The sequence below is a fragment of the Methylobacterium sp. E-012 genome (genome assembly GCF_057836545.1).
Map to the genome: position 1 here is coordinate 324845 of NZ_JBYQEY010000001.1, position 26773 is coordinate 351617.

A 26773-nucleotide genomic window follows, 5' to 3' on the forward strand; every position below is an offset into this window, starting at 1 on the left:
ATCCGTGCAGCACACTGGGGCCGTGAGTCGATCCGGCTCGAGCTCTCTCGAACCCCATGACGGCCGTCGCCTTCGACACCTTGAAGTTCGCCCGCGCCCTGCGCGAGAAGGCGAAGCTGTCACCCGAGCAGGCCGAGGGCTTGGCGGATGCGCTGGTCGATGTCTTTGACGGAACCCTCGCGACGAAGGCTGACATCCGCGACGTTCAGGCTGAAATCCAGGCCGTTCGCGGCGATATCGAAGCGCTGAAGATCCAGACTCGCGCCGATATCGAGGCTCTGCGGCTAACGACGCAGGCGGATAGCGAGAATCTCCGCGTTTCCACCAAAGCCGATATCAAGGCTCTCGGACTCAAGATGAAGGCGGATATCGAAACGACGAAAGGCGCGATTGCCTCTGCTAAGGTGGAGATGGTGCGCTGGATCTTCGGTGCGATCGGCTTTCAGACGGTGGCTCTCATGGGTGCGGTCGTGACCCTCGCCCGTACCTTCCACTGCCCCCTCAAGCCACGAACTCGGCCGCCCCATACCCCTGCAGGTACAAGAGCGCGGTGAGGTCGCCATGCTCGATCCGGACCCGGGCGGCGGCCGCGACCGCGGGCTTGGCCCGGAAGGCGACACCGAGGTCGGCTTCCGCCAGCATGTCGAGATCGTTGGCGCCGTCGCCGACCGCCAAGGTCTCGGCGGGGCCGAGCCCGAGGGCGTCGCGCAGTTCGATCAGCGCCGCGCGCTTCTCGGCCTTGCCGACGATCGGGTCCTCGACCGTGCCGGTGAGGCGCCCGTCAGCGACGCCGAGCACGTTGGCCCGGTGCGCCTCGAACCCGATCATCCCGGCGATCGGGCCGGTGAACAGGGTGAAGCCCCCCGAGACCAGGCAGGTCCGGGCGCCGTGCGCCCGCATCGTCCGCACCAGCGTCGGGCCGCCCGGGGTCAGGCTGAGCTGATCGGCGATCAGACCGTCCACCGCCGCGACCGGGATATCCTTCAGGAGCGCCACGCGCTCGCGCAGGGCCGGCTCGAAGGCGATCTCGCCGCGCATCGCCCGCTCGGTGATCGCGGCCACGTGGTCCTTGAGGCCGAGGGTGCCTGCGAGTTCGTCGATGCATTCCTGCTCGATCATGGTCGAGTCCATGTCGGCGAGGAACAGGCGCTTGCGGCGGTGCGGGTCGGCGGGCAGCACGGCGAGGTCGATCGGCTCCCCCGCGAACGCCGTCCGCAGCCGCTCCGTGAGGGACGCGGCCGCGGCGGGCTCGCCCGGGACCAGGATCTCGGCCGCGACCTCCCCGTGCAGGATCCGGGGCTGGTGCTCCGTCCGCAGCACGGCGCGCGTCTCGGCCAGGACCGCGTCGGTGATGGACGGCCGATCCGGGTTTGCTATCAGGACCGCGACCAGCATCGTGGAGGTTCGCCTTGCCAAACCGGGGGGACGGGGGGCGCCCGGCGGCGATCCTCATCGCAGGGCCCACTGCGTCGGGCAAGTCGGCCCTGGCCGCCCGGCTGGCGCTGCGCCAGGGCGGCGTGGTGATCAACACCGATTCCATGCAGGTCTACGCGGACCTGCGCCGCCTCACCGCCCGGCCCGAACCGGATGAGGAAGCCCGGGTGCCCCACCACCTCTACGGCCATGTCGACGGGGCGGTGAATTATTCGCTGGGGCACTTTTCCCGCGACGCGGCGGCGCTGCTCGCGGCGCTCGACGGGCGGTTGCCGGTCTTCGTCGGCGGCACCGGCCTGTACTTCCGGGCGCTGGAGCAGGGCTTTTCGGAGCTGCCGCCCGTGCCCGAGGCGGTGCGCGCGTGGGTGCGGGAGGAGGCCGAGGGGCGCCCCACCGAGGCGCTGCACGCCGACCTCGCCCGGCACGACCCCGAGGGTGCCGCCCGCCTGCGCCCGAGCGACCGGATGCGGGTGATGCGCGCCCTGGAGATCTTTTTTGCCACTGGCCGGCCGATCGCCAGCTTTTACGGCGACCCGGTGCCCGGCCCCCTGGCCGGCTGGAGTCTCAAAAGAATCTTCCTGGCGCCCGATCGCGCGGTGCTGCGCGCCCGAATCGACGCCCGCTTCCGGGCAATGATCGCGGAGGGCGCGCTGGACGAGGTCGCCCGCCTGCGGTCGCGAAGGCTCGATCCGATGCTGCCGGTGATGCGCGCCCATGGCGTGCCGGGCCTGATCGCCCATCTCGACGGGGCGATTGATCTGGAGGCGGCGATCGTCCGGGGGCAGGCGGATACGCGCGCCTACGCCAAGCGCCAGTTCACGTGGTTCCGCCATCAGATGGGGGAGGGCTGGCGGTGGATGGATCCGGAGGCGGCTCAGACCGAACTGTGAGCTTACCGCATCTCTCCCTCCCCCCTCTGCGGGGGAGGGTGGCCCAATGAGTGCCCTCTGCGTCAGCAGGGGTCGGGAGAGGGGAGCGCGGGCCCCGGAAAAGGCGCGTCTTTCATGAGGGGCAGAGCTTTGTTCTGCGCCGTCGCTCCCCTCTCCCGACCCGCTTCGCGGGCCACCCTCTCCCGCAGAGGGGAGAGGGAGACGCAGCGGGGGCGGTTTCGCAACGCGCGAAAAGAGCGCTCAGCGCTCCAGCCGGGCCACCAGGCTCGACGTGTCCCAGCGGTTGCCGCCCATGGATTGCACCTCGGCGTAGAACTGGTCGACGAGCGCCGAGACCGGGAGCTTGGCGCCGTTGCGGCGGGCCTCGTCGAGCAGGATGCCGAGATCCTTGCGCATCCAGTCGACCGCGAAGCCGAACTCGAACTGGCCCTGGTTCATGGTCTTGCCGCGGTTCTCCATCTGCCAGGAGCCGGCGGCCCCCTTGGAGATCACGTCGAGCACCGCCTCGACGTCGAGGCCGGCGCGCTTGGCGAAGTGGACGCCCTCGGACAGGCCCTGGACCAGACCGGCGATGCAGATCTGGTTAACCATCTTGGTGAGCTGGCCGGAGCCCACCGGGCCCATCAGCCGGCAGGCCCGGGCGAAGGCGCCGATCGCCCCCTCGACCTTGGCGTAGGTCGCCGGCGCGCCGCCGCACATCACGGTGAGCACGCCGTTCTCGGCGCCGGCCTGGCCGCCGGAGACGGGCGCGTCGATGAAGCCCACCCCCTTGGCCTCGGCGGCGGCGGCGAGTTCCCGGGCGACCTCGGCCGAGGCCGTCGTGTGGTCGACGAAGATCGCGCCGGGCTTCATGCCGGCGAGCGCGCCGTCGTCGCCCAGCACGACGCTGCGCAGGTCGTCGTCGTTGCCCACGCAGGCGAACACGATCTCGGCGCCCGCGACGGCCTCCCGGGGCGTGGCCGCGGAGGCGCCGCCATAGGTCTTCACCCAGGCCTCCGCCTTGGGGGTCGTGCGGTTGTAGACGGTGACGTCGTGGCCACCCTTTTTGGCGAGGTGGCCGGCCATCGGGCCGCCCATCACGCCGAGGCCCAGGAATGCGACCTTCGCCATTGTGCTCTCCTCAACGTCCGCCGGATCGCTCCGGCGCGATCCCGAACGGTGGCTCAGCGGCCGGCGGCGACGGCCGGGTTCCGGCCCCCGAGGGTCAGCGCCGCGTTGACGATGACAGCCACCACGATGTTCACGGCGAGCGCCAGGAGCCCGGTATAGAGCGTGAGCTTCGCGTCGCCGAAGGTCAGGGTGTGCAGGGGCTTCAGCCCGTCCGACCACGCGATGGCGCTGCCGGCGACGAAGCCCACCGCCCAGCCGGCGAGCAGGGCCGGCGCCCGGAACCACGACATGTAGAGGCCGAAGACCAGGGCCGGCAGGGTCTGCAGGATCCACAGGCCGCCGAGCAATTGCAGATCGAGGGCGAACTGCGTCGGCAGGACCAGGATCGCCACCAGGGCGCCGATCTTGACCAGCATCGAGGTGATCTTGGCGACCTGGGCCTCGCCGGACGGGGTCACGTTCGGGTTGACGTAGGCCTTCCAGACGTTGCGCGAGAACAGGTTGGCGGCGCCGATCGACATCACCGCCGCCGGCACCAGGGCGCCGATGGCGATGGCCGCGAAGGCGAAGCCCGCGAACCAGCCCGGGAACAGGGTCTTGAACAGGACCGGCACCACGTCGTTGTTGCTCGCCACCTTGATGCCGGCGGCGTGGCCCATGTAGCCGAGCATCGCCAGCAGCCCGAGGAGCAGCGTGTAGGCCGGCAGCAGCACCGCGTTCTTGCGGATCGTGTTGCCGCCCGAGGAGGCGAAGATGCCGGTGAGCGTGTGCGGGTACATGAAGGCGGCGAGCGCCGAGCCGAGCGCCAGGGAGGCGTAGGGCAGGATCTGCGCCGGGCTGAGCAGCGTGCCGCCCGAGCCCTTGGCCTTGAAGGCGGCGTCGGCCGCGTCGAACACCGCGGCGTAGCCGCCGAGCTTCGACGGCACGATCGCCACCGCCACCAGCACCACGACGTAGATCATGATGTCCTTGACGAAGGCGATCAGCGCCGGGGCCCGCAGGCCCGACGAGTAGGTGTAGAAGGCCAGCACCAGGAAGGCGAGGATCAGCGGAATCTCGCCGTGCAGGCCCAACGCCTTGATCGCCACCTCCATGCCGATGAGCTGGAGCGCGATGTAGGGCATGGTGGCGACCACGCCCGTGACGGCGACCGCCAGTTCGAGCGCCCGCGAGCCGTAGGTGCCGTACACGACGTCGCCCGCCGTGACGTAGCCCTTGTCCTTGGCGGCCTGCCACAGGACCGGCATCACCGCGAACACGAACGGGTAGACGATGATCGTGTAGGGCAGGGCGAAGAACCCGTAGGCGCCGACAGCATAGACCAGCGCCGGCACCGCGATGACCGTATAGGCGGTGTAGAAGTCGCCGCCGATCAGGAACCACGTGATCCAGGTGCCGAACTTGCGCCCGCCCAGGCCCCATTCGTCGAGATGGGCCAGCGTCTCGGGCCGGCGCCAGCGGGCGGCGACGAAGCCCATCACGGTCACGAGCACGAAGAAGAACAGGAAGACCGACAGCGCCGGGATATCGAGATCAGCGGTCATCGCGCACGGCCCGGTAGACGACGTAGAGGATCAGGGAGGTCAGCGGCACCCAGGCCAGCTGGTACCAATAGAAGAACGGGAAGCCGAACAGCATCGGATCGCGCTGGTTGTAGAACGGCACCCACAGGAGCCCCAGGAAGGGCAGCAGCAGGAGCCACATCAGCGGCGAGCGGCGTCGGGATTCCATGGTTCGGCCCGGTCGAGGAAAACGGCTCGGCGACGGATATCCGCCGTTACACGCGGCGGTCATCGTGCGGTCTGACGCGCTGCATCACAGTTCAGATCGCTTGCGTCAACGGGAGGCCGATAGGATAAACCGGACCTGTCGCACGGGATCAACGAATCCCGGCCGGCGGCTCCCCGGAGCCGCCCGAGCCCGAGGCGGCGTTCTGGGAGGAACGACATGGGTACGGCGCTCGGCAGGCAACTCCGCGACCATGGGCCCTGGGCCCTGGTGGGCGCGCTCGGCGCCGCGGCTCTGGCGATCGTGGCGACCCAGCGGGGCGAGACGATCAACGCCCTCTGGATCGTGGTCGCCGCGGTCTGCGTCTATCTGATTGCCTATCGCTACTATTCCAAGTTCATCGCCGAGAAGGTGATGCGCCTCGACCCGAAGCGCGTGACCCCGGCGGTGCGCCACAATGACGGGCTCGACTACGTCCCCACCAACCGCGGCGTGCTGTTCGGCCATCATTTCGCGGCGATCGCGGGGGCGGGCCCGCTGGTCGGTCCGGTGCTGGCCGCCCAGATGGGCTACCTGCCCGGCATGCTCTGGATCCTGGCGGGCGTCGTGCTGGCCGGCGCCGTGCAGGACTTCATGGTCCTGTTCGTGTCGATGCGCCGGGACGGGCGCTCGCTCGGCGAGCTGATCCGGGCCGAGCTCGGCACCGTGCCGGGCATCATCGCCCTGTTCGGCACCTTCCTGATCATGGTGATCCTGCTCGCCGTGCTGGCGCTGATCGTTGTCAAGGCGCTGGCCGAGAGCCCGTGGGGTACCTTCACGGTGATGTCGACGATCCCGATCGCCATGCTGATGGGGGTCTATGCGCGCTATCTCCGCCCCGGCCGGATCGGCGAGGTCTCGATCCTCGGCTTCGTCCTCTTGATGCTGGCGATCCTGGCCGGCGGCTCCGTGGCGGCGAGCCCGGTCTGGGGGCCGGCCTTCACCTTCACGGGCCCGCAGCTCTGCTGGATGCTGATCGGCTACGGCTTCGTCGCCTCGATCCTGCCGGTCTGGCTGCTGCTCGCCCCGCGCGACTACCTGTCGACCTTCCTCAAGATCGGCACCATCGTGGGTCTGGCGCTCGGCATCGCGGTCGTCGCGCCGCACGTGCAGATGCCGGCAGTGACCAAGTTTGTGGACGGCACCGGTCCGGTGTGGGCGGGCAGCCTGTTCCCGTTCCTGTTCATCACCATCGCCTGCGGCGCGGTCTCGGGCTTCCACGCCCTGATCGCGTCGGGCACCACCCCGAAGCTGATCGCCAGCGAGGCCGATGCCCGCTTCATCGGCTATGGCGGCATGCTGATGGAATCCTTCGTGGCGATCATGGCGCTGGTCTCGGCCTGCGTGATCGACCCGGGCGTGTACTTCACCATGAACTCGCCCGCGGCGCTCATCGGCACCACGCCGGAGACCGCGGCCGCCGCCGTCACCAAGCTCGGGTTCAGTACCACGCCCGACATCATCACCCAGACCGCCGCGGATGTCGGCGAGCGCACGATCATCTCCCGCGCCGGCGGCGCGCCGACGCTGGCGGTCGGCATGGCCCACATCATCTCCTCGGCGATCGGCGGCAAGGCGATGATGGCCTTCTGGTACCATTTCGCGATCCTGTTCGAGGCCCTGTTCATCCTCACGGCCGTGGATGCGGGCACGCGCGCCTGCCGGTTCATGGTGCAGGATCTCGTGGCGCTCGCCGTGCCGGCGTTCAAGAACACCACCTCCTGGGGGCCGAGCATCGCGGCCACCGCCATCTCGGTCGGGGCCTGGGGCTACTTCCTGTACCAGGGGGTCACCGACCCGCTGGGGGGCATCAACACCCTGTGGCCGCTGTTCGGCATCTCGAACCAGATGCTGGCCGCGGTGGCGCTGACGCTGTGCACCGTGGTGATCTTCAAGATGAAGCGCGAGCGCTACGCGTTCGTGACCATCCTCCCGACCGCGTGGCTGTGCCTGTGCACCCTCACGGCCGGCTGGCAGAAGATCATGTCCGCCGACCCCAAGATCGGGTTCCTGGCCCATGCCGAGCGCTACGCGGCCGCCGCCGCGGACGGCAAGATCCTGGCCCCGGCCAAGACCGCCGACCAGATGAGCCAGATCATCCTCAACGACCGGATCGACGCGGTGCTGGCGGCCCTGTTCATCGGCCTCGTCGTCGCCATCGCGGGGTTCGGCATCGCCGCCTGCCTCAAGGCGTGGCGCGCCGACCGCTGGACCGCCAGCGAGACCGAGCCGCGCCTGGCCGCGGCGGAGTAGGGCGCGTCATGCTGCAGCAGCCAAACCTGCGGGATCGCCTCCGGACGCTGTCCAAATGCGTCTGCGACGGCGCCCGGCTGATGGTCGGGCAGGGGGACTACGCGGCCTATGCCGAGCACCTCCGCCGCACCCATCCGGACCGGGCGCCGATGACCGAGGTCGAGTTTTTTCGCAATCGCGAGAACGCCCGCTTCGGGGTTGGGAATACCTCCGGCTTCCGCTGCTGTTGAAGACGGCGGAGAGCCGCGATCTCTCAACAGGCGATCGCAAATTGTATCTACGATCAGATTGACCAATCGCGGTTCGGATCGTAGATCTCGGCATGCGCGTCGTCTGGGATGAGCGGAAGCGGGAGATCAATTTCGCAAAGCACGGCCTCGACTTCGCGGATGCCCGCGACCGCTTTCTGTTTGAGGATTCGGTGATCGTGCCGTCTTATCCCGCGCGGGACGGCAGAGCCCGCTTCGTGGCGATAGGCGTGCTGGACGGGCTCCTCGTTGCGGCGGTGATGGCCCCGCTGGGATCGGAGGCGCTGTCGCTCATCAGTTTGCGTCCGGCGAGCCGTGCGGAACGGAGGATCTACGAGAATGCCTAAGCTCGACCTGCCGCCGATCACCGATGCGGAGGAGGCTCGGATCCAGGCCGGCATCGCCGCCGATCCGGACAGCCCCGAGGTCACCGCCGAACAGGCGCGTGACGCGCGTCCCTTCGCCGAGGCGTTCCCCGAACTGGCCGCCACCTTGCGCCGGTCCCGCGGACCGCAGAAGGCGGCGACCAAGCAGCTCGTGAGCCTGCGGCTCGATGCCGAGACCGTCGAGGCCTTCAAGGCCACGGGACCGGGCTGGCAGACCCGGATGAACGACGCCCTGCGGGCGGCCGCGCGGTCGCTGACGTAAGCGTGATCGCCGGCTTCGCGGGCGCGGCTCGCAACGGTCGAAACACGCGCGTCTGCCGTCGTCGGACCCGATCGGCCCGGCCGGCGTTCTCCACGCCGGAGGGCCGGCCGGCCCTCGCGAAACGCGGAAGGGCCGATGACCGACGAGCGTGCACAGGATCAGACGGAGCCCCGGGCCGTGAACGTCACCCATGCCTGGGAGCGGGCCTACTGGGCGCGCCGGTTCATGGTGCCGGTGGAGCGGGTCGAGGCCGCGGTGGCGGCGGTGGGCGACGATCCGGCCCGCGTGGCGGCCCATCTCGGGCGGGACTGGCCCGGCCACGAGCCCGCCATCTGAGGCGCCCATCCCCGGGACAAGCTCGGCCGGAGCTTGACTCGGCGGCCACAATATCCGCCATCTCCGGTCCCACGGGAGGTCGGCATGAGCATTTTCCAGGACGCCATCCTTCGGTTCGGCCGCACGATCATGTCGTATGCGGGCGACGCGGTCTTCCTGCAGGCCGCGGTCTCCTCCGCGGCCAACGTCATCGTGGCGGACGGGGACGTGGCCGAGGAGGAGATCGAGTCGGCGATCACCGGGATCCGCGCCAACCCGATCCTCGAGAAATCCTACGACACCCTGCGCGTCGAGCAGGAACTCTACGAGGCGATCGCCCGGGCCAAGACCCGGGCCGGCCGGCTCGAGAACCTGCGCCTCGTGGCCGCCATCGCCGAGCGACCGATCGAGCAGCGCCAGGACGTGTTCCTGATCGGCGCCGACGTGGCCGATATCGACGGGATCAGCACGGTCGAGCACACGTCGCTCGATGAGATCGCCGCCGCCCTGCACGTCGACAAGTCCGCGCTGCTGCGGTGAGGGCTTTCAGGCGCGGGTGAGCCGTTTGGGTTCGTCGGAGGGGCGAGATCGCCTTCGGCCCGACGCTGGTCGATCGCGCACGCGAGCACCGGACGCGCTCGCCGGCGCCCTGGCCCGCGAGGTCGGGCCGGTGGCGGCGCGGGTCCCGATCCGGGCGCCGCCGCCCGACGTCCCGTCCGATCGGCGCTGAGGGCGATCTGCCGGGCCGTGAAGGCGCCGGAGCGTCGCTCCGCGGCATAGGCCGGGCCCGGTCGCGGGGCGGATGCGGAAGGCACCCCTGCGGCGAAGCCGCACGCTTTTTGCCTGGCCGGACATGATAGCGAATCAATTCGGGTGTCCGATGTACCGGCACGCGATGCGAAGAATCCGGCCCGGTGCCGGCCGGCGGAGACCGCATGGGCCTCGTCCTCTACGCCCTCAAGTTCCGGATCACGACCTACGTGCTCGCGGTGCTGATGATGCTCGGCGGCGTCGGCGCGATCCTCGTCACGCCCAAGGACGTACTGCCGGTCGTCGATATCCCGGTCGTCGTGGTGGTTTGGACCTATACCGGCCTGTCCGCGCCGGAGATGGAACAGCGCATCACCACCTATGCCGAGTACGGCATCTCCAACAACGTCAACAACATCCGCCGCATGGAGTCGACGACGCTCCAGGGCACGGCGGTGCAGCGGATCTACTTCGACCCCTCGGTCAGCATCGATCTCGCCATCGCCCAGGTGGTCTCCTCGACCAACTCGATCCGCGCGGTGATGCCCACCGGCACGCAGCCGCCGGTGATCGTGCGCTACTCCGCCTCCTCGGTCCCGGTGATCCAGCTCGCCCTGACCTCGGCCAAGCAGAGCCTGAACGAGGTCTACGACTACGCCCAGTACCGGATCCGCCAGACCCTCGCGCAGGTCCCGGGCTCGACCCTGCCGTCGCCGTTCGGCGGGGCGCCGCGGCAGATCATGGTCGATCTCGACCTCAACGCCCTCCAGGCGCTGGGCCTGACGCCGCTCGACGTCACCAACGCCATGACGGCCCAGAACCTGACGGTCCCGTCGGGGCTCACCAAGATCGGCGAGCAGCAATATCCGGTCCAGCTCAACGCCACCCCGCCCTCGATCGAGACCCTCAACCTCGCGCCGATCAAGGTGGTGGCCGGCCAGCCCGTGCTGATGCGCGACGTCGCCTACGTCCGCGACGGCGGGCCGCCGCAGGTCAACGTCGTCAGCGCCGACGGCCAGCAGGCCGTGCTGATGCAGGTGATCAAGAACGGCAACGCCTCGACGCTCAACGTCGTCAACAACGTCAAGGCGGCGATGCCGACGATCCGGGCGGCCGCGCCCGAGGGGCTCTCGGTCAAGCAGCTGTTCGACCAGTCGGTCTTCGTCTCGAACGCCATCGAGGGCGTGCTCCACGAGGCCCTGACCGCAGCCGCCCTGACGGGGCTCGCGATCCTGCTGTTCCTCGGCTCCTGGCGCTCGACGATCATCGTGCTGATCTCGATCCCGCTCTGCGTAATGACCTCGCTCGCCGTGCTGGCAGCCCTCGGCGAGACCATCAACGTGATGACCCTGGGCGGGCTCGCGCTCGCGGTCGGCATCCTGGTGGACGACGCCACGGTGGCGATCGAGAACACCTACCGGCTGTTCGAGGAGGGTGAGGAGTTCCGCGAGAGCGTGGTCCACGGCGCCGCCGGCATCGCCAAGCCGGCGCTGATCTCGACCCTGTCGATCTGCGCGGCCTTCACGGCGGTCTTCGCCCTCACCGACACGCCGAAATACCTGTTCACCCCGCAGGCGCTCGCGGTGGTGTTCGCGATGCTGACCTCCTACCTGCTGTCGCGGACCCTGGTGCCGCTCATGATCGACGTGATCGTGGCGCCGGAATACCGCCAGAACCACGCCAAGGACCGGGACAAGGATCGGGACGAGAACCGAGAGGCGCCGGCCCGGCGCGGCCGCATCGCCCGGGCCGTCGGCCTCGTCGGCGCCCCGCTGATGCGGCTGTTCGGCGGCATCCATGCCGGCTTCGAGCGCGGCTTCACGCGGTTCCACCGGGGCTATGTCGGCCTGCTGCACGCGGTGCTGGGCCACCGGATCGTCACGCTGGGCGTCGTCGGCGTCGTGCTGGCGATGACCGGGGCTTTGTTCGTCTTCGTCGGGCAGGATTACTTCCCGCAGATCGAGGCGAGCCAGATGACCATGCATCTGCGCACGCGCACCGGCATGCGCATCGAGACCACCCGGCAGGTCTTCGCCCAGGTCGAGGACACGGTCCGGGCGGTGATCCCGCCGGACGAGATCGATCAGATCCTCCAGAACATCGGCCTGCCGTCGAACAACTACAACTTCGCCTTCTCGGACGGTTCGTTCGTCTCCTACAACGACGGGCAGATGCTGGTCAGCCTCAAGGAGGGCCACGGCTCGGTGGCGGGCTACACGAAGCGCCTGCGCGAGGTGCTGATGAAGCGCTTCCCCGACGTGACCGTCTATTTCCAGCCGGCCGACATGATCACCCAGATCCTGAACTTCGGCGTCATCACCCCGATCGACGTGCAGGTCTCCGGCCGGCACCCGGAGAAGGACCTGGAGGTCGCCCAGCGCATCGTCCAGCGGCTGAAGCACACCAAGGGCCTCGTCGACGTCCACCTGCAGCAGATCGTCAACGAGCCGCAATTCTACGTCGACGTCGACCGGCGCCTCGCCTCCGAACTCGGGCTCACCGAGCAGCAGGTGGCGCAGAACATGAACATCTCCCTGTCGGGCAGCTACCAGGTGACGCCGAACTTCTGGCCCGATCCCAAGACCGGCATCCCGTATCAGCTCTGGGTGCAGACGCCCGAATACCGCAACGCCTCGCTCACCGACCTGCGCAACACGCCGATGTTCGTGCGCGCCGCCGCGACTTCGAGCTCGGGTCCGGGGGTGCTGACGCTGCTCTCCAGCCTCGCGGACCTGCGCCGGACGCCGACGCAGACCATGATCAGCCACGTGAACATCCAGCCGACCTTCGACATCTACGCGGCGGTCCAGGATCGCGACCTCGGCTCGGTCGCCCGCGACATCGATGCGGTCGTCCAGGACGAGCAGAAAAATCTGGAGGCGCCCGACAGGATCGCGGTCCGCGGCCAGATCGAGAACATGCGCTCGGCCTTCTTCCGCCTGGAGCTCGGTCTCGGCGTCGCGCTGATCGCCGTCTATCTCCTGATGGCGGTGAACTATCAGACCTGGGGTGACCCGTTCGTGGTCATCGCCGCCCTGCCGATGGCGTTCTGCGGCATCACCTTCGCGCTGTTCGTCACCGGCACCGCCTTCTCGATCCCGTCGATCTTCGGGGCGATCATGTCCGTGGGCATCGCCTCGGCGAACTCGATCCTGCTCGTCACCTTCGCCAAGGAGCACCGGGAGGCCACGGGCTGCAGCGCCCTGGAGGCGGCGATCACCGCGGGCGAGACCCGGCTGCGGCCGGTGCTGATGACCGCCTCGGCGATGTTCTTGGGATTGATCCCGATGGCGCTCGGTACCGGAGAGGGCGGCGAGCAGAACGCCGCGCTGGCCCGGGCCGTGATGGGCGGCATCGCCTTCGCCACCCCGGCGACCCTGCTGCTGGTGCCGTTCCTCTACGTGCTGATGCGTGGCGGCCCGGCCCAGCCGGTGCAGGATTACCTCGGGGCGGATCACCGGGCCGAGGGCCAGGCCGCGGCCTGACGCGCGGAAACGCACGGCCCTCCCGCCTGCGGGCTACGGACGACACGGGGTTCGACCGTCGCCGTGATCATGCCATGTGCGCAGAAGGCGCAGGTCCCCTCTCAGGAGCGGGAGAGGGGACCGGTCGCGGCCTGCAACAGGGCCGGTGCCTCAAACCTGTGTCGCCCGTAGCTCAGCGGGGGAGACGCTCCCGGGGCTGGCCGTTGCCCGCATCCGGAAGCGATGTGTGACCGCCACAGCCCTGCGCAAGAGACAGGACGCCGGGTCGGCGGGACCTACTCGCAGACCTCGACGCGGCGATAGGTGAACTCGCCGTCGCCGAGCCATTCCTTGCGGCGCTCGTAGTGGCAGATCGGGCCGCGGCGCTCGCGGATCACGACGGGCTCGGGCTCCTCGACCACGACGCGGCGCGGGCGGTACTCCGGCGGCGGCGGGGGCGGGTTCGCGCCGTTGATGAGGGCGCTCCCGACCACGCCGCCGACCACGCCGGCCGCGAGGCCGCCGACGATGGCGCCGGTCTGGTCGCGGGCGGTGGCCGGGGCGACGGCCCCGAGAACCAGGGTCGCGGCGAGGGCGGCGGCCCCGGCGCGGATCATCGTGAAGGAACCGTTGAAGGACACGCGCAACATCTCCCGTTCGTGTTGGGGATGATCCAACACCGGGAGGATTAAAAATCCCCGAAGCGGCCCAATTCGATCGTGTGCCAGGGAAACGGATCGGTCCGGCCGGACGGACTCAGAGCAGCCCGTCGAGGCTCTCGACCACGACGGCCGGCGGGAGATCGGCGTACTCGTCCGGCAGCCCCTTGCGGTTGATCCAGGCCGTCCGGAATCCGAAGGCGCGGGCCCCGGCCACATCCCACCGGTTCGAGGAGCAGAACAGGACGTCGCCCTCCCCGACCGCCATGCGCGTCAGGGCGCTGCGGTAGGCGTCGGGATGGGTCTTGAACACCTGCGCGTCGTCCACCGACAGGACCGCGTCGAGGTGGTCGGCGAGACCCGCCGAGGCCACGGCCCGGTCGACCATCGCGGCGTTGCCGTTGGTGAGGATCGCGGTGCGGATCCCGCGCTTGCGCAGGGCCGCCAGGACGCCCGGCACCTCCGGATAGGCGTCGAGGTCGCGATAGGCGTCGAGCAGCCGCTCGCGCAGGCCGGGATCGACCCCGGGATGGAGCGCCAGGGCATGGTCGAGGGCCTGTACGGTCAGGTCCCAGAAGGCCGCGTAGCGGCCCATGAGCGACAGGGTCCAGCTGTATTCGAGCTGCTTGTTGCGCCAGACCTCGGAGAGGTGGGCCGCGTCCGGTCCGACCGCGGCGGCGTAGCGCTGGACCGCGGCGTTGACGTCGAACAGCGTGCCGTAGGCGTCGAACAGGACGGCCTTCACGCCCGCGAGCAGGTCCTTGGCGTCGGTCATGGCGGTCCTCACTGGGTGCTCTTTCCCGATCTGGGGCCGGGACGCCCGATGGCGAGCCCGACGCGGTCCGCTCAGGCCCGGCGCAGGCGCAGGCCGAACAGGTGCAGCAGGCCCGCCAGCAGCCCGCCATAGACGACGGCCCCGGCCAGCCCCAGCAGCGCCAGGACGGCGAGCTCACGCCCGTGCGGCAGGGCCGGCACCAGCGTCTGGGCGAGCCCTTCGCCATAGACCGCGACGGCCGCCAGGCCCAGGCAGGCGAGCGCGACCCCGGCGACGGTGAGGCCCAGGGTCCGCCCCGGCGCCGTCCAGTTCCGGCGCCTGGCCAGGACGAGGAGCAGCACCAGGTTCACCCATTGGCTGACTGCGGTGGCCAGCGCCAGCCCGGTGACGCCGTAGGGGCCGGTGAGCCAGAGCTTCAGGGCGACGTTGACCAGGATCGCCGTGAGCGAGGCCCAGAGCGGGGTCTTGGTGTCCTGCCGGGCGTAGAAGCTCGCCACCGCGCTGCGCACCAGCACCACGGCCGGCAGCGCGAAGCCGTAGGCGGCAAGCACCGCGGCGGCCCGGGCGGCATCCTCCGCGCTGAAGGCGCCGCGCTGGAACAGGGCCGCCATGATCAGGCCCGGGATGGTCAGGAACGCCACGGTGAACGGCGCCGACAGGGCCAGGGAGAACCCCGCCGCCCGGTTCTGGGCCGCGTGGGCGCCGGCGACGTCCCCGGCGGCGATCCGCCGGCTCATCTCGGGCAGGAGCACGGTGCCGGCCGCGATGGCGATGACCCCGAAGGGGAGCTGGTAGAGCCGGTCGGCGTAGTAGAGCGCCGAGACCGCCCCGGTGGGCAGCCAGCTGGCGATGATCGTGTCGGCGAAGGCCGCGATCTGGAAGCCGGCGGAGCCGATCACCGCCGGCCCGAGCACCGCGAAGAACCGCTTCAGCGCCGGATCGGCCCGCGGCACCGCGAGGTCGGGCATCACCCGGGCCCGGCGGCAGCCCCACCAGAGCAGGCCGAACTGGAGCACTCCCGAGACGGCGACGCCCCAGGCGGCCGCGTAGGCGGCGTTCGGGAACAGGGCGCTCAACCCCAGGGCGGCCAGCATGGCGAGGTTGAGCAGGATCGGCGCCCCGGCCGCCACGGCGAAATGCCGGTGGGCGTTGAGGATGCCCGACAGCAGCGTCACCAGGGTCATGAACAGCAGGTACGGGAAGGTGATGCGGGTCAGCGCCACCGCGAGCTGGAAGCGCGCGCCGTCCTCCGCGAAGCCCGGCGCCAGGGCGCGCACCACCCAGGGCATCGCCGGCAGGGCGAGGTTCAGCAGCACGAGCTGCACGATCAGCATCAGGGTGAAGACCCGGTTGGCGAAGCGGTGCGCCTCCCCCGGGGCGCCCGCCTCCGCGAGCCCGGCATAGGCCGGCACGAAGGCGGTGTTGAACGCCCCCTCGCTGAAGATCGCGCGGAAATGGTTGGGCAGCCGGAACGCCACCACGAAGGCGTCGGTCATCGGGCCGGCGCCCATCACGGCGGCCATCACCACGTCGCGGGCGAAGCCGGTGACGCGCGAGACCAGGGTCCAGCCGCCGACCGAGAGGATGGAGCGGATCATGGGCGGGGATGCCGCCGGGACGGCTGCCGTAGCAGACTGCCGGAAGCACCCGACGTTGAAGAATAGGAGTGACCGGCTCCGTGCCTCTCCCTCCCCCCGCAAAGGGGGGAGGGGGTGAAGCCGGAAGCGTCGCGCAACAAAGGAATGGCCGAACCTTTTTTCACCGGGTCATCCGGCGTCGGGCGCATCAAGAGCCGGTTTCATCCGTCACCTCAAGGGTGCCGCGGACACAGGGCCCACGGCAGCCGCTCAAGCGCTCTCCGCCGAAGTGGATACCGGTTCGGCGCACGAGAGCGCGTCACACCAAGGGCTAGGAGCCGCGCACGATTGCGACGCGATCGGGCACGGCTCCAAGCCGCCTCAGGCGTGCGCCTCGGCGTACATCTTCTCCACGTGCTCCCAGTTCACGAGGTTCTCGATGAACGCCTTGAGATAGTCGGGCCGGCGGTTGCGGTAGTCGATGTAGTAGGAGTGCTCCCACACGTCGACGCCGAGGATCGGCTTGGCGCCGTGGACCAGCGGGTTCTCGCCGTTGGGGGTCTTCATGATCGCGAGCTTGCCGTCCTTGACGGCGAGCCACGCCCAGCCCGAGCCGAACTGGCCGATGCCCGCCTGGATGAAGTCCGCCTTGAACTTCTCCGCACCGCCCAGATCCTCGTCGATCTTCTTGGCGAGCGCCCCCGGGATGGCGCCGCCGCCGTTGGGCTTCATCCACTGCCAGAAGTGGATGTGGTTGTAGTGCTGGCCGGCATTGTTGAAGAGCGGCTGATTGGTGTTGTAGGCGGCCTTGACGATCTCCTCGACGCTCTTGCCCTGGAGATCGGTGCCCTCGAGCAGCTTGTTGCCCGTGTCGACATAGGCCTTGTGGTGCTTGTCGTGGTGGAACTCGAGGGTTTCCTTCGACATGTACGGCCCGAGCGCGTCGTAGGCGTAGGGCAGTTCCGGCAGGGTGAAGGTCATCGCGTCTGTCTCCGCTTGGCAGGGGGCAGCCTCGGTCCCGGCGGGGGTGCCCGAGTCGAGAGACCGCTAGGTAAGTCGGGGGCCGCGCGAGGGCAACGCCGGGCGCGGTCGGGCGGGCGCGAAGTTCCGGGATCGCGGACCGCCGGGCGGCGGCGGAGTCCGGTATCCCGGGGGATATCGCCGTATGGTTTTGCAATATGACGGCCAGGCCTTACTGTAGGCCACGCCTTGAGCGCCGGCTGGGAGCCGGCACGTGCCAGAGAGTATCATGATCGCTGCGCTGTTCGCGCTCGCCGCCGCCATGATCATCGGCGGCTGCGCCGCCGTGATCCAGGGCTTCCCCTATGTGCGTCTGGAGAGCGGCCTCGCGATGGTGATCGCGGGCTCGGTGGCGGCCTCGTCGGGGGCCGTCCTGCTCGGGCTCGGCGTGCTCGCCCTCGCCTTCCGGCGCGTCGCGCGGGCGATCGAGCAGGCCCCGGCATCCGGGGTGCGGGACACTGTCGCCGCCTCCGCCGAGGAGGGCCGGATCCGGCCGCCGCCGCTCATGCCCACCGCCCCGGCCTTCATCGTGCCCTCGGTGGTCGAGCCGCCCTTCGATCCGGAACGTTCCCGGATCGCGCCGAGTCTGGACGTCCGGACGGACGCGGAGCCCGCACCGGCCCCGCCGCCGATCGAGCCGCCGACCCGGGCCGAGCCGATGCCCGCCGCGCCGCCATCCCTGGCGCGGGCGCCGATCCTCCAGCCCAAGCCTGACGGGCTCAAGCTCGATGGGCTCAAGCCGGACGTGCCCAGGCCGGACGTGTCCAGATCCGAGACGCCCCCGCCCGCGCCCGTGACCGCCCCCGAGGACGATCTGTTCGCCGCGCCCGAGGCCCCTGCGGAACCGGAGCCGTCCCTGCGTCCGAGCCTCGACACGGTGCCCGAACCCGCGCCGCCCGCCCCGAAGCCGGACGCGCGCACGGTGGTCGGGCGCTACGCCTCCGGCGGCAACACCTACGTGATGTTCGAGAACGGATCGATCGAGGCGGAGACGCCGCAGGGCCGCTTCACCTTCGCGTCCCTCGATGAGCTGAAGGCCTTCGTGGACAATGGCGGCGAGTCCGGCACGCGGGGCGCGGCCTGAGGGGCCGCCGCGGGCGGGTCACACCAGCGGGTTGAGGCTGTCGTTGCGCGGCGGGATCGGGGCGCGCATGGTCAGGGAGAAGCCGCCGGGGGCGTAGTCGGTCACCACCTCGGCCTGGACCTGCGTGATCAGCACCCGCTGCAGCAGGCGCGACCCGAAGCCCTGGCGGCTCGGCGGCGCGACCCGGGGACCGCCGGTCTCCCGCCAGGAGAAGCGCAGGATGCCGGCCGGGCCGCCGGGCTCCAGCGACCATTCCACAGCGACCCGCCCGGTGCGGTTGGAGAGCGCCCCGTACTTGGCGGCGTTGGTGGTCAGTTCGTGGATCGCCATCCCGATCGGCACGGCGACCTCGGAGGGCAGGTCGATCGCCGGTCCTTCGAGGCTGATGCGGCCCTCGGCGCCGTCCTCCTGCGCAACTTCGGCGTAGGGCTTCAGCTCGTTGAGCAGGAGGTTGGCCAGGGACGCCGTCTGCCACGTGTCCTCGGTGAGCACCGAATGGGTGTGGGCCAGCGATTTGATGCGCCCGACGAAGGCCTCGTAGAAGCTCTCGATGCTCGACGCCGTCCGCGCCGTGGAGCCGACGATGGCCTGGACGGTGGCCAGGGTGTTCTTCACCCGGTGGTGCAGTTCGCGGATCAGCAGGCTCTGCCGTTCCTCGGCGATGCGCCGGTCGGTCACGTCGGCGACCACGCCGATCAGGCGCCGCGGCAGCCGGCCGGGGGCGTCGCGCTCGAACCGGCCGGCCATGTCGATCGTGCGCCACACGCCGTCCGACTTGCGCCGGATGCGGCCGCCGATCTGCAGGATCCCGTCCTCCCGCAGGGCCCGGGAGATCGCCTTGCGCACCGCCGGGCGGTCCTCCGGATGGAGGATGTCGTTGAGGAACTCGGCCTTGCCGATGGTGCCGTCCTCGGGCGCATGCCCGAAGATCTCGTACATGTGCTCGTTCTCCCAGATCGCCTGATCCTCGAGCATGTGCCACTCGAAGATCCCGAGCTTGGCGATCGTGGTCGCGACCCTCAGGCGCTGGTCGCGGGACAGGATCTCGTCCCGGGCCTCGACCCGGGTGGTGATGTCCTGGATGATCCCGACCATGCTGGCGGGCGTGCCGTCGGGGCCCGGCACGGCCTGCCCGCGGACCCGCAGGATCACCGTGCGCCCCGCCACCGTCGTGGGGGTGTCGAACTGGTAAGGCTCGCCGGCCGCGCTCGCCTCCGCGATGATCGCGCTCAGGCGGACCAGTTCCGTCTCGGACAGGCCGGTCTTCAGCGCGTCCCACGACACGGAGCGGCCCGGCGGGCGGCCCAGGATCCGCGCGGCCCGGCGCGACAGGGTGAGCAGGCCCGTCGCCCGCTCCCAGCGCCATTCCCCGAGGCCGGCCGCGGCCAGCGCCTCGCGGTTCGCCTCGGAATGGGCGGCCACGTCCACGTCGACGGCCTCGACCACGAGGGTATGACCGGTGCGGCGCACCCGCACGTCGAGGGGGCTGTCATCCGCGCGCCGCCAATACTGGAGGCCGGCGCGAAGACTCCCGGGCCCTTCGGTTCCCGACCCTTCCCCGAGCAGCGCGGCGGCCGCCTGCCCGGGCAGCGTGCCCGGCGCCCAGCCGACCAGGTCGTGCAGCGTCCGGTTGGCGGCGACGATCACGGTCTCGTCCGCCGACAGCACGAGGAGGCCGATCGCGGCCTCCTCGAAGCCGATGCGATACGGATCGTCCGCCGCCGAGCCCTGCCCCACCCGCTCACTCACTTGAACGAATCCTCGACCGCGCCCTGGCGCGCTCCCGCAGGGGGAAGGCCCCGCGCCTGGCGCGAGCCGCGACCGCACTTCAGGATGGCGCCCGAGCCTAGCCGTGGCAAGGTGTCCTCCGGGAATGCGGCGGCCGATCCCCGCGGGCCCGCCGCCGCGGAAGGTGGTTCGGTGCGTGACCGCACGCCAGGCCGTTTCCTAGCACATCGTACCGGATATCCGAACCGGCACGACGCGCTAACTTTCTGAACCGTCTCGTCTTTTTCTGATAGCCGGCGGCCCTCTTTCGGGACGATGCCCCAGAGCCGTTCCGGACCGCGTTGCCATCGCGAACGGCCCTAAGTCCTTGATTCTCCGCGCTCGCCTACGCCGAACCGGTCTCCACTCCGGCGGCGAGCGCCCGAGAGCCGCGCGGCAGGCGGGCGAATTCCAGGTAGGTCGGCCGCCGGCCCGCTTCCAGCGCCTTGGCCTCGTAGCGGGTGCCGGGCCAGCCCGGAAAGGGCCGCGTCCAGTCCGACGCAGCCCGCGCCGTCCAGGTCAGGACCGGGCAGCGCGCGGCCCGGACCAGGGTCCAGCCGGCATAATCGTCGATATCGCTGGCGAAGCGGAACAGGCCGCCATCCTTCAGGACACGGCCGATCTCGGCGAGGGAGCCGTCCGAGACGAAGCGGCGCTTGCGCTGGCGGCGCTTCGGCCAGGGATCGGGATAAAGCAGGTAGACCCGATCCAGGCAGGCATCCGGCAGGCGCGCCAGCAGCGCGGTCACGTCCGCGTCGCGGATGCGGACGTTGCGCAGGGACCGCGCCTCGATCGCGGCGAGCAGCTTCACCACACCGTTGACGAAGGGCTCGGCCCCGATGATGCCGATGCCGGGATGGGCTTCGGCCTGCGCGGCGAGGTGCTCGCCGCCGCCGAATCCGATCTCCAGCCAGACCGCCTCCGGGTCGCCGCCGAGGGCCGGGAACAGTGTGCGCGGATCGAGCGGTCCGTTCTCCGGCGGCAGGTCGACCCGCAGGGCGGGAAGCAGGTCGGCGAGCCGCCGCTCCTGCTGACCGCGCAGGCGCTTGCCCTTGCGGCGCCCAAAGAAGGCACGCTCCGGCTCTCCGGCCTCGCGACCGGGCCCTCCGTTCAGGTCAGACATCGGTTTCCAACGCGTCGTCCGGCGCGGGCCAGGACGGGTTTCAAAGGGGCGCGCGGCCTCGAAGCAGGGCTCTGCCCGGCACCCGCAAAAGGTCCCGGACCTTATGAAACCAGCCCTCAGAAAAACGCCAGCGCACCGTCTCCGATCCGGGACGGTGCGCTGGCGGATGCGTCGGCGGTCGCGCCAAGGCCGCCGGGTGTCCGGCGGGCTTGGCGCCGAGGCTCAGGCCAGCGCCGACTTCAGCTTGTCGGCGAGGTCGATGCGCTCCCAGGAGAAGCCGCCATCGGCCTCCGGGGCGCGGCCGAAATGGCCGTAGGCCGCGGTGCGCGCGTAGATCGGCTTGTTGAGGGCCAGCGCCGTGCGGATGCCGCGGGGCGACAGGTCCATGGCGTCCATCAGGACGGCTTCGAGCTTGGCCTCGTCCACCGTGCCGGTGCCATGCAGGTCCACGTAGATCGACAGGGGCTTCGAGACGCCGATCGCGTAGGCGAGCTGGATCGTCGCGCGACGGGCGAGCCCGGCGGCCACGACGTTCTTGGCGAGGTAGCGGGCCGCATAGGCGGCCGAGCGGTCGACCTTGGTCGGATCCTTGCCCGAGAAGGCGCCGCCGCCGTGGGGCGCCGCGCCGCCGTAGGTGTCCACGATGATCTTGCGGCCGGTGAGGCCGGCATCGCCGTCCGGACCGCCGATCACGAACTTGCCGGTCGGGTTCACGTGCCAGGCCGTGCCCTCGTTCACCCAGCCCTCCGGGAGGGCCTTGCGGATGTAGGGCTCGACGATGGCGCGCACGTCCGCCGAGTCCAGGGATTCGTCGAGGTGCTGGGTCGAGAGCACGATCTGCGTGACCTCCACCGGGCGGCCGTTCTCGTAGCGGACCGTGACCTGGCTCTTGGCGTCGGGGCCGAGCTTGGCGGCATCGCCCTGCTTGGCGCGACGGGCGTCGGCGAGGTCCTTGAGGATCCGGTGGGCGTAGAAGATCGGCGCCGGCATCAGCTCGGGCGTCTCGTCGGCGGCGTAGCCGAACATGATGCCCTGGTCGCCCGCGCCCTCGTCCTTGTTGCCGGCGGCGTCGACGCCCTGGGCGATGTCGGCCGACTGGGCGTGCAGGTGGATGGCGACGTCGTTGTTCTTCCAGTGGAAGCCCGACTGCTCGTAGCCGATATCCTTCACCGCCTCGCGGGTCAGGGCCTCGAGATCCTTGAAGGTCACCGAATCCGGCCCGCGGACCTCGCCGGCGATCACGATGCGGTTGGTGGTGGCCAGCGTCTCGACGCCGAGCCGCGCCTCGGGCATCGCCGAGAGATAGGCATCGACCACAGTATCCGAGATCCTGTCGCAGACCTTGTCCGGATGCCCCTCGGAAACGGACTCGCTGGTGAACAGGTAGTTGGAACGCGGCATCGGACGCCCTCGGCTGCAGAGCACGCCGGCGCGATCGCGGCGCTTGACCCTTCTTGGGGCCGCGGTTCTCGCACCCGGTCCGAGCCCGGTCAAGCCGGATCGCCGAACGGATCCGCTATAACGGACGATATGAGTGGAAAAACGCCCGCCCTGCGGTCGACCACTTACCCGCCGAGCTTGCTCTCCAGCGCCCGGATGGCGTCGGCGACGTCGCGGCGGGTCTCCTCGGTGAAATTCTCCGTGATGTGGCGTCCCACGACCTCGGCCAATCCCTTCAGGCCGCCTTCGGACAGGGACGCCTGCTCCCGCTCGCCGAAACCCGGTGCGATGAAGTCATCCGTGCGCGGCATGCCTTTGAAGAAGTAATCCATCGGTACTCCGGTCATCCGCGAGAAGATATCGAGATGGACGGCACTGATCCGGTTGGTGCCCTTCTCGTATTTCTGGAGCTGAGCCGCAGACATACCGAAGCTTTGCGCAACGCGACGCTGCGTCAGGGATGCCTTCCGCCGCTGCTCGGCAATGCGCTGTCCGACATAAACGTCGCGCTGATCGGTTTTCTGACCCGCCATGAAGTGCTCGCCCACCCCCTCTGCCCTGATTCTCGGCAGCGAAGCTTAGCGCGGACCAGGGATCTTGTCACCGGTACGCCGTCGTTGCGGATGACGATCGGCCCGGGCCGCCGGGACCTGCGGCATCCCTGGATTTGAATGATGGCGTCCCCGGCAGGGCTCGAACCTGCGACCCCAGGTTTCATACCACTTCGGCTTTCGCCGCCGCGCCCCGAGGACCGCGTTCGTGGCCTGGACTATCCCTTCACCCTGGGCCGGGCTCGCGCCCGGCCGGTAGGTGCCGCCCGTCTAGTCTCTACACCTTCCCACGGGACGCGGACGCGCCGCGCGGGCTTGGCTCGGGATCGGCAGGGTGCCGGACGACGAAGCGCCGGCGCCGGAAGCTTTCCCCGACTTTGAGCGGATCCGCCGCGCGGTTTCCCGGCGCGACGCCCAATTGAGCCTGTTTAGGAAACCTGTGCTCTGTCCAGCTGAGCTACGGAGACAACCGCCGTCTCCTTAGCATCCTCACCGCCGCAGGCCAACACGCCCGGTGGACAGGGCGCGTTCAGGGCGCATGATGTCCCGGGGTGTTCGATGCGCGGACATGCGGGATCGGCGGGGCGGATCGGGGGAACGCTGGCGGCGGCGCTCATAGCGGCGCTCATGGCGGCCCTCGTGGCGGCATTCCTGGCAGGGTTCCCGGCCCGGGCGGCGCCGCGGGCCGGGGCATCGGAGTGCCTGGCGGAACCGGCGCGCGCCGAGATCCTCGAGGGGATCGGGCTCCGGGGCGAGATCCGCCTCGCGTCGGGCGCCCGGGTCGTGCTGGATTCCGTGCGGTGGCCGGACGCGCCGGAGGCCGCCGCCGCGGCGCGGGCCTGGCTCGACGCCCGGCGGGGTGCCGCCCTCGTGGTCACGCCGCGCGGGCCGCCCGACCGCTGGGACCGGAGGCGGGCCGACATCCAGGTCGCGGAGGGCGACGCGGACCTCGCGGGCGGCCTGATCGGCGCGGGCCTCGCCTTCGCGGACGCGAACGAGGCCGTTTCGCTCTGCCGCCCGGCCCTGCGCCTGGTCGAGGCCGCCGCGCGGAGGAACGGGCTCGGCCTGTGGCGCGCGCCGGTTCCGGCCGCGACCGACGGTCCGGCGCTGCGGGCCCTCGCCGGGCGCTTCGCGGTGGTGGAGGGCCGGCTGCGCCATGTCGGCGAGCGCGGCGCCCGGACCTATCTCGACTTCGCGCCCCGGGGCGCGGACGGGCTAACGGTCACGGTATCGAAACGCACTTGGCGAATGGTGCGCGCCCGTGGTTTGAGTGCGGCCTCGCTCGAAGGCCGGCCCGTGCGGGTGCGCGGCATCCTGGACGTCCGGCGCGGGCCGACCCTGGAGGCCGGTGCCGACGCCATCGAGGTGCTGGGCGAGGCGGACCGGCCGGAGGCCGGGCCGGAGACGGACGGGGGGCTGCGGCGCTGATCGCGATGGGCGGGATCACGGGGGTGTTTCGGGTGGCGGGACGGTTCCCGCCCGGTTCGGCGGCGGCCCGGGCCGGGGCCTTGGCCGTGTGCGCGGTCCTGGGCCTCGCCCTGGGCGCCTGCGTGGCCGACCAGACCGCCGCGACCGTGCAGCCGGCCGTGATCCGGGTGCCCGCGGAGGCGCCGCGGACCACCGGCCGCGAGCGCGTCGCCGATGCCGACCACCTCAAGCTGGTGGCCTCCTTCGGGGGCGAGGCACGCGCGCCCAACGTCACGCGGATGCTCACCGAGGTGACCGACCGGCTCGTGAAGGCGAGCGACCGGCCCGACCAGGCCTACGTGGTGACGCTCCTCGATTCCCCCGTGGTCAACGCCTTCGCCCTGCCGAACGGCCGGCTCTACGTCACCCGCGGGCTGGTGGCGCTGGCGAGCGACACCTCCGAGGTGGCGGCCGTGCTGGCGCACGAGATGGCCCACGTCACCCTCAACCACGCCACGGCCCGGAGCGAGCTGGAACTGCGCTCGGCCCTGGTCAGCCGGGTCGTGGCGGACGTGCTGAACGACCCGGCCACCGGGGCGCAGCTGCAGAACCAGTCGCGCTTCGCGCTGGCCCGCTTCTCCCGGGAGCAGGAGCTGGAGGCGGACGCCACCGGCGTGCGCACCCTGGCCAAGGCCGGCTACGATCCGTTCGCGGCCGGCCGCTTCCTCACCGCCCTCAACCGCTCGACCGGGCTGAAGGCGGCCGGCAGCGCCAACGAGCCCGACATGCTGGCGACCCATCCGGGCACCGCCGAGCGCGTCACCCAGGTGACCCGGGCGGCCCGCCGCATCGGCGCGCCGGGCATCGGCACCGACGACCGCGCCGCCTATCTCGCCGCGGTGGACGGGCTCGCCTACGGCGACAACCCCCGCGATGGCGCGGTGCGGGGCCACCGCTTCATCCATCCGGGCCTGGGCATCGCCTTCGAGGTGCCGGATGGCTTCGCCCTGGAGAACACCCGCTCGGCGGTGCTCGGCACGACCCCGGACGGCAGCCGGCGCCTGCTGTTCGACCAGATTGAGGCCAAGGAGGGTCAGCCCCTCGACGCGGTGCTGAAGGCGAGCTGGAACGACGCGTTCGATCCGGCCGGCTTCGAGACCCGGGAGGTGTCCGGCCACCCGGCGGCCTTCGCGCTCTCGCGGGGCAAGGACTGGACCTTCCGCCTCGCGGCGATCCGGATCGGCGACTCGACCTACCGGATGATCATGGCCGCCAAGGGCGCCGCCGATCCGGAGCCGGACTTCCGCCGCTGGATCGAGACCCTCGGCCCGATCTCGCCCGACGAGGCCGTCCTGCGCCCCCTGCGGCTGCAGGTGGTGCCGGCGACCTCGACCGCCGCCGAGGATCTCGCCCGCCGCATGGCGGTGCCGGACCGGGCGCTCGACCGGTTCCTCGTCCTCAACGGCCTGGAGCGGGGCGCCGCGCTGGTGCCTGGCCGCAGCTACAAGATCGTGACGGAATAGCCGTCCTGCGCGGCCGCGGCTTGTGCGGGACCCGACTCCGGACATCCTGCCGGGGTCGTTCAGGGAGAGCGCCGTGATTCGATTCTATTACAATCTCAGCCCCAACCCGATGAAGGTCGCCCTCTGCCTGGAGGAGATGGGCCTGCCCTACGAGCCGGTTCCGGTCGATGCGCGCAGGGGCGAGCAGTTCGAGCCCGCCTACACGGCGCTCAACCCGAACGGGAAGGTGCCGACGATCGCCGATGGCGACGTGACGGTGTTCGATTCCAACGCCATCCTGCTCTACCTCGCGGGCAAGACCGGCCGGTTCCTGCCCGAGGGCGAGGCGGTGCGGGGCGAGATGCTGTCCTGGCTGATGTTCGTGGCCACCGGCATCGGGCCATTCTCCGGCCAGTGCGTACATTTCCGCCACTTCGCCCAGGACGGCGGCGCCTACGCCACCGAGCGCTACGCGTTCGAGGCGCGCCGCCACTGGGACATCCTCGACCGGCGGCTCGCCGACCGCGCATACATGCTGGGCGAGACCTACACGATCGTCGACATGGCGGTCTGGGGCTGGGCCCGGATGGTGCCGTTCATCCTCGGCGAGGGCGCCTTCGCGGATCTGCCCAACGTCAAGCGCCACCTCGACGCCGTCAATGCCCGGCCGGCCGCCCAGGCCGCGGAGGCCCTGAAGGGCCGCCATACGTTCAAGGCGGAGATGGACGCCGAGGCCCGGAGCTTCATGTTCCGCGCCGTCCCGAGCGCCGCCTGACGACCGGCCGCCCCCCGCCTCAGGGCGCGGGGGCGGTCACCGTGAGCATCGGCAGGGTGACGGAGAGCGTGTCGGCCGGCAGACGCCCGGTGCCGAGCGTCAGGCAGGCGGCGAGGCCGAGGCCCAGGGCGAGACCGAGGAGCGAGGTCTCGAAGCCGCGGTAGACCCAATCCATGATGGTCCCCTTTCGCGAGGGACCTGCAGCATGCGCGGA

The 26773-nt window shown here is 70.5% G+C and carries 26 protein-coding genes and 1 tRNA gene; 13 read left to right on the forward strand and 14 right to left on the reverse strand.

Features of this window, described 5'->3' with window-relative positions; translation table 11 throughout:
* Window positions 1-56: 56 nt before the first annotated feature.
* Window positions 57-554, forward strand: coding sequence for a DUF1640 domain-containing protein (locus AC3IF1_RS01545; RefSeq protein ID WP_489215321.1), 498 nt, complete (start codon window positions 57-59; stop codon window positions 552-554).
* On the opposite strand, the gene serB is transcribed toward AC3IF1_RS01545, so the two are convergent.
* Window positions 502-1395 (reverse strand): phosphoserine phosphatase SerB, encoded by an 894-nt coding sequence (gene serB / locus AC3IF1_RS01550; protein WP_489215323.1) that lies wholly within the window; start codon window positions 1393-1395, stop codon window positions 502-504. The genes AC3IF1_RS01545 and serB overlap by 53 nt on opposite strands.
* Window positions 1396-1409: 14 nt before the next feature.
* On the opposite strand from serB, the gene miaA reads away from it, so the two are divergent.
* Window positions 1410-2324, forward strand: coding sequence for a tRNA (adenosine(37)-N6)-dimethylallyltransferase MiaA (gene miaA / locus AC3IF1_RS01555; RefSeq protein ID WP_489215325.1), 915 nt, complete (start codon window positions 1410-1412; stop codon window positions 2322-2324).
* 240 nt (window positions 2325-2564) lie between these two features.
* Here the strand turns inward: miaA and AC3IF1_RS01560 are convergent, their stop codons facing one another.
* From AC3IF1_RS01560 to AC3IF1_RS01570, 3 genes are read right to left on the reverse strand one after another with little or no spacing between them, the layout of a single operon-like run.
* Window positions 2565-3434: an NAD(P)-dependent oxidoreductase gene (locus AC3IF1_RS01560; RefSeq protein WP_489215327.1), complete on the reverse strand. Its 870-nt coding sequence runs from the start codon at window positions 3432-3434 to the stop codon at window positions 2565-2567.
* 53 nt (window positions 3435-3487) lie between these two features.
* Complete coding sequence (gene mctP, locus AC3IF1_RS01565; protein WP_489215329.1) at window positions 3488-4978, reverse strand: monocarboxylate uptake permease MctP; 1491 nt, start codon at window positions 4976-4978, stop codon at window positions 3488-3490.
* Complete coding sequence (locus tag AC3IF1_RS01570) at window positions 4968-5165, reverse strand: DUF3311 domain-containing protein (protein ID WP_243971113.1); 198 nt, start codon at window positions 5163-5165, stop codon at window positions 4968-4970. The genes mctP and AC3IF1_RS01570 overlap by 11 nt, the downstream gene beginning before the upstream one ends.
* 216 nt (window positions 5166-5381) lie before the next feature.
* Between AC3IF1_RS01570 and AC3IF1_RS01575 the strand changes: the two genes are divergently transcribed.
* From AC3IF1_RS01575 to AC3IF1_RS01605, 7 genes are all read left to right on the forward strand, one after another.
* Complete coding sequence (locus AC3IF1_RS01575) at window positions 5382-7454, forward strand: carbon starvation CstA family protein (protein WP_489215331.1); 2073 nt, start codon at window positions 5382-5384, stop codon at window positions 7452-7454.
* An 8-nt stretch (window positions 7455-7462) separates the two neighbouring features.
* Window positions 7463-7684, forward strand: a complete 222-nt coding sequence (locus tag AC3IF1_RS01580; protein ID WP_243971109.1) for a YbdD/YjiX family protein — start codon at window positions 7463-7465, stop codon at window positions 7682-7684.
* A gap of 92 nt (window positions 7685-7776) precedes the next feature.
* Window positions 7777-8049, forward strand: a complete 273-nt coding sequence (locus AC3IF1_RS01585) for a BrnT family toxin (RefSeq protein ID WP_243971107.1) — start codon at window positions 7777-7779, stop codon at window positions 8047-8049.
* A complete protein-coding gene (locus tag AC3IF1_RS01590) occupies window positions 8042-8350 on the forward strand; it encodes a BrnA antitoxin family protein (RefSeq protein ID WP_489215334.1) in 309 nt (102 codons plus the stop codon). The genes AC3IF1_RS01585 and AC3IF1_RS01590 overlap by 8 nt, the downstream gene beginning before the upstream one ends.
* A 135-nt stretch (window positions 8351-8485) precedes the next feature.
* Window positions 8486-8686 (forward strand): DUF3606 domain-containing protein, encoded by a 201-nt coding sequence (locus tag AC3IF1_RS01595; RefSeq protein ID WP_489215336.1) that lies wholly within the window; start codon window positions 8486-8488, stop codon window positions 8684-8686.
* 84 nt (window positions 8687-8770) lie between these two features.
* The gene (locus AC3IF1_RS01600) at window positions 8771-9205 is read left to right on the forward strand and encodes a tellurite resistance TerB family protein (RefSeq protein ID WP_243971102.1); all 435 of its coding nucleotides are present in this window, start codon (window positions 8771-8773) and stop codon (window positions 9203-9205) included.
* 395 nt (window positions 9206-9600) lie between these two features.
* Window positions 9601-12900, forward strand: coding sequence for an efflux RND transporter permease subunit (locus AC3IF1_RS01605; protein ID WP_489215338.1), 3300 nt, complete (start codon window positions 9601-9603; stop codon window positions 12898-12900).
* Between the two features lie 275 nt (window positions 12901-13175).
* Here AC3IF1_RS01605 and AC3IF1_RS01610 read toward each other — a convergent pair whose 3' ends face one another.
* The 4 genes from AC3IF1_RS01610 to AC3IF1_RS01625 all read right to left on the reverse strand — a co-directional run bounded on the left by AC3IF1_RS01610 (window position 13176) and on the right by AC3IF1_RS01625 (window position 16871).
* Window positions 13176-13529 (reverse strand): hypothetical protein, encoded by a 354-nt coding sequence (locus tag AC3IF1_RS01610; protein WP_409564856.1) that lies wholly within the window; start codon window positions 13527-13529, stop codon window positions 13176-13178.
* Window positions 13530-13635: 106 nt separating this feature from the next.
* Window positions 13636-14313 (reverse strand): haloacid dehalogenase type II, encoded by a 678-nt coding sequence (locus AC3IF1_RS01615; protein WP_489215341.1) that lies wholly within the window; start codon window positions 14311-14313, stop codon window positions 13636-13638.
* Between the two features lie 71 nt (window positions 14314-14384).
* Window positions 14385-15911 (reverse strand): murein biosynthesis integral membrane protein MurJ, encoded by a 1527-nt coding sequence (gene murJ / locus AC3IF1_RS01620; protein ID WP_489215343.1) that lies wholly within the window; start codon window positions 15909-15911, stop codon window positions 14385-14387.
* Window positions 15912-16271: 360 nt separating this feature from the next.
* Entirely contained in the window at window positions 16272-16871 is a 600-nt protein-coding gene (locus tag AC3IF1_RS01625) for a superoxide dismutase (protein ID WP_243971094.1), read from the reverse strand.
* 253 nt (window positions 16872-17124) lie between these two features.
* Here AC3IF1_RS01625 and AC3IF1_RS01630 point away from each other — a divergent pair, with 253 nt between their 5' ends.
* Window positions 17125-17994, forward strand: a complete 870-nt coding sequence (locus tag AC3IF1_RS01630) for a hypothetical protein (RefSeq protein ID WP_489215346.1) — start codon at window positions 17125-17127, stop codon at window positions 17992-17994.
* A gap of 18 nt (window positions 17995-18012) precedes the next feature.
* On the opposite strand, the gene AC3IF1_RS01635 is transcribed toward AC3IF1_RS01630, so the two are convergent.
* From AC3IF1_RS01635 to AC3IF1_RS01655, 5 genes are all read right to left on the reverse strand, one after another.
* On the reverse strand, window positions 18013-19743 hold the full coding sequence (locus tag AC3IF1_RS01635) for a sensor histidine kinase (RefSeq protein ID WP_489215348.1): 1731 nt from the start codon (window positions 19741-19743) through the stop codon (window positions 18013-18015).
* Window positions 19744-20107: 364 nt separating this feature from the next.
* The gene (trmB, locus tag AC3IF1_RS01640; protein WP_489215350.1) at window positions 20108-20884 is read right to left on the reverse strand and encodes a tRNA (guanine(46)-N(7))-methyltransferase TrmB; all 777 of its coding nucleotides are present in this window, start codon (window positions 20882-20884) and stop codon (window positions 20108-20110) included.
* Window positions 20885-21106: 222 nt separating this feature from the next.
* The gene (gene metK / locus AC3IF1_RS01645) at window positions 21107-22285 is read right to left on the reverse strand and encodes a methionine adenosyltransferase (protein WP_489215352.1); all 1179 of its coding nucleotides are present in this window, start codon (window positions 22283-22285) and stop codon (window positions 21107-21109) included.
* Window positions 22286-22449: 164 nt separating this feature from the next.
* Window positions 22450-22857, reverse strand: a complete 408-nt coding sequence (locus tag AC3IF1_RS01650; RefSeq protein WP_243971253.1) for a helix-turn-helix domain-containing protein — start codon at window positions 22855-22857, stop codon at window positions 22450-22452.
* Between the two features lie 142 nt (window positions 22858-22999).
* A tRNA-OTHER gene (locus AC3IF1_RS01655) sits at window positions 23000-23076 on the reverse strand.
* A 357-nt stretch (window positions 23077-23433) separates the two neighbouring features.
* Here AC3IF1_RS01655 and AC3IF1_RS01660 point away from each other — a divergent pair.
* The 3 genes from AC3IF1_RS01660 to AC3IF1_RS01670 all read left to right on the forward strand — a co-directional run bounded on the left by AC3IF1_RS01660 (window position 23434) and on the right by AC3IF1_RS01670 (window position 26559).
* Window positions 23434-24303, forward strand: a complete 870-nt coding sequence (locus AC3IF1_RS01660; RefSeq protein ID WP_489215354.1) for a pentapeptide repeat-containing protein — start codon at window positions 23434-23436, stop codon at window positions 24301-24303.
* A 5-nt stretch (window positions 24304-24308) separates the two neighbouring features.
* Window positions 24309-25805, forward strand: a complete 1497-nt coding sequence (locus AC3IF1_RS01665; RefSeq protein WP_489215356.1) for a M48 family metalloprotease — start codon at window positions 24309-24311, stop codon at window positions 25803-25805.
* Between the two features lie 73 nt (window positions 25806-25878).
* Window positions 25879-26559 carry a glutathione S-transferase family protein gene (locus AC3IF1_RS01670; RefSeq protein ID WP_489215358.1) on the forward strand — a complete coding sequence of 227 codons (681 nt, stop codon included), beginning with the start codon at window positions 25879-25881 and terminating at the stop codon, window positions 26557-26559.
* Window positions 26560-26578: 19 nt separating this feature from the next.
* Here AC3IF1_RS01670 and AC3IF1_RS01675 read toward each other — a convergent pair whose 3' ends face one another.
* Entirely contained in the window at window positions 26579-26734 is a 156-nt protein-coding gene (locus AC3IF1_RS01675) for a hypothetical protein (RefSeq protein WP_489215360.1), read from the reverse strand.
* Window positions 26735-26773: the final 39 nt, after the last annotated feature.

Bases quoted from the DNA above. Each gene is read 5' to 3' on its own strand.
- AC3IF1_RS01545 (WP_489215321.1), top strand. From the start codon at position 57: ATGACGGCCGTCGCCTTCGACACCTTGAAGTTCGCCCGCGCCCTGCGC.
- serB (WP_489215323.1), bottom strand. From the start codon at position 1,395: ATGCTGGTCGCGGTCCTGATAGCAAACCCGGATCGGCCGTCCATCACC.
- AC3IF1_RS01560 (WP_489215327.1), bottom strand. From the start codon at position 3,434: ATGGCGAAGGTCGCATTCCTGGGCCTCGGCGTGATGGGCGGCCCGATG.
- mctP (WP_489215329.1), bottom strand. From the start codon at position 4,978: ATGACCGCTGATCTCGATATCCCGGCGCTGTCGGTCTTCCTGTTCTTC.
- AC3IF1_RS01570 (WP_243971113.1), bottom strand. From the start codon at position 5,165: ATGGAATCCCGACGCCGCTCGCCGCTGATGTGGCTCCTGCTGCTGCCC.
- AC3IF1_RS01575 (WP_489215331.1), top strand. From the start codon at position 5,382: ATGGGTACGGCGCTCGGCAGGCAACTCCGCGACCATGGGCCCTGGGCC.
- AC3IF1_RS01580 (WP_243971109.1), top strand. From the start codon at position 7,463: ATGCTGCAGCAGCCAAACCTGCGGGATCGCCTCCGGACGCTGTCCAAA.
- AC3IF1_RS01585 (WP_243971107.1), top strand. From the start codon at position 7,777: ATGCGCGTCGTCTGGGATGAGCGGAAGCGGGAGATCAATTTCGCAAAG.
- AC3IF1_RS01590 (WP_489215334.1), top strand. From the start codon at position 8,042: ATGCCTAAGCTCGACCTGCCGCCGATCACCGATGCGGAGGAGGCTCGG.
- AC3IF1_RS01595 (WP_489215336.1), top strand. From the start codon at position 8,486: ATGACCGACGAGCGTGCACAGGATCAGACGGAGCCCCGGGCCGTGAAC.
- AC3IF1_RS01600 (WP_243971102.1), top strand. From the start codon at position 8,771: ATGAGCATTTTCCAGGACGCCATCCTTCGGTTCGGCCGCACGATCATG.
- AC3IF1_RS01605 (WP_489215338.1), top strand. From the start codon at position 9,601: ATGGGCCTCGTCCTCTACGCCCTCAAGTTCCGGATCACGACCTACGTG.
- AC3IF1_RS01610 (WP_409564856.1), bottom strand. From the start codon at position 13,529: ATGTTGCGCGTGTCCTTCAACGGTTCCTTCACGATGATCCGCGCCGGG.
- AC3IF1_RS01615 (WP_489215341.1), bottom strand. From the start codon at position 14,313: ATGACCGACGCCAAGGACCTGCTCGCGGGCGTGAAGGCCGTCCTGTTC.
- murJ (WP_489215343.1), bottom strand. From the start codon at position 15,911: ATGATCCGCTCCATCCTCTCGGTCGGCGGCTGGACCCTGGTCTCGCGC.
- AC3IF1_RS01625 (WP_243971094.1), bottom strand. From the start codon at position 16,871: ATGACCTTCACCCTGCCGGAACTGCCCTACGCCTACGACGCGCTCGGG.
- trmB (WP_489215350.1), bottom strand. From the start codon at position 20,884: ATGTCTGACCTGAACGGAGGGCCCGGTCGCGAGGCCGGAGAGCCGGAG.
- metK (WP_489215352.1), bottom strand. From the start codon at position 22,285: ATGCCGCGTTCCAACTACCTGTTCACCAGCGAGTCCGTTTCCGAGGGG.
- AC3IF1_RS01650 (WP_243971253.1), bottom strand. From the start codon at position 22,857: ATGGCGGGTCAGAAAACCGATCAGCGCGACGTTTATGTCGGACAGCGC.
- AC3IF1_RS01660 (WP_489215354.1), top strand. From the start codon at position 23,434: ATGCGCGGACATGCGGGATCGGCGGGGCGGATCGGGGGAACGCTGGCG.
- AC3IF1_RS01665 (WP_489215356.1), top strand. From the start codon at position 24,309: ATGGGCGGGATCACGGGGGTGTTTCGGGTGGCGGGACGGTTCCCGCCC.
- AC3IF1_RS01675 (WP_489215360.1), bottom strand. From the start codon at position 26,734: ATGGATTGGGTCTACCGCGGCTTCGAGACCTCGCTCCTCGGTCTCGCC.